This is a genomic window from Falsiroseomonas oryziterrae, from assembly GCF_021864505.1.
Classification (GTDB): Bacteria; Pseudomonadota; Alphaproteobacteria; order Acetobacterales; family Acetobacteraceae; genus Falsiroseomonas; species Falsiroseomonas oryziterrae.
In genome coordinates, this window is sequence record NZ_JAKJIB010000678.1 from 1 (window position 1) to 693 (window position 693).

2 protein-coding genes are annotated in these 693 nt (G+C 73.4%); both read right to left on the minus strand.

Annotated features, from left to right (window positions below):
• Positions 1-91: 91 nt before the first annotated feature.
• Complete coding sequence (locus L2I40_RS24055; RefSeq protein WP_237217857.1) at positions 92-436, minus strand: hypothetical protein; 345 nt, start codon at positions 434-436, stop codon at positions 92-94.
• A gap of 70 nt (positions 437-506) precedes the next feature.
• The coding region (locus tag L2I40_RS24060) for a hypothetical protein (protein ID WP_237217858.1) at positions 507-693 on the minus strand (187 nt) is incomplete at its 5' end.

A 693-nucleotide genomic window follows, 5' to 3' on the forward strand; every position in this document is an offset into this window, starting at 1 on the left:
GGCGGCGCGGCGGCGGGAGTCGCGGCTCGTCGCGCTGCTCCGCCGCGGCTTCGGCCACACGCCGCCGTAGCGACCGCGGCGGCCTCGCCCGTCAGACGCCGCCGGTCCAGAGGACGCGGAAGCAGAACAGCGCGACGAGCGCGGCGAGGATGGCGCCGAGCGGACCCGCCTTCTCGCCCCAACTGCGTGGGAAGAACAGCGACGCCGCCCAGAAGGCGGCCAGCAGGCCGATGATCGCGACGATCCCGTTGATGATCATCGTGCCGATGAAGTCGAAGAGGCCGGTCTCGGCTTCGAAGGCGTCGATGTCGCCGATGAAGACGTTCCAGAGGCCGGCAGCGACCACCAGCCAGAAGACGATCTTGAGGACCAGGAACGGGCCGCTCGGCAGGAAGGGCCAGAGCAGCATCGGGACGGGAAGCCAGCGGCGACTCATCGCGCTCCTCGGTGCGGCGTCGCGGCGAGCTTCGCGCCGCGCCCCGCGTCAGTCCATCCCGCGACGCGCGTCAGCGCGGCGGCAGGATGCGGCAGGCACGCGCGGCGGCCCGCGCCAGCATCAGCATCCGCCGCGCGGCGACCGCGCCCTTCCCCGCCTCGCCCGCCACCTTCTCGAGCAGCGGGTTGGTGACGATGGCGCGCGTCGCGGCGTCGATCGCGACATCCGCCGCCGCGACCGTGCCCGCCTCGAACACC

Excerpts from the sequence above, each read along its gene's own strand:
- L2I40_RS24055 (WP_237217857.1), bottom strand. The coding sequence starts at position 436 with ATGAGTCGCCGCTGGCTTCCCGTCCCGATGCTGCTCTGGCCCTTCCTG.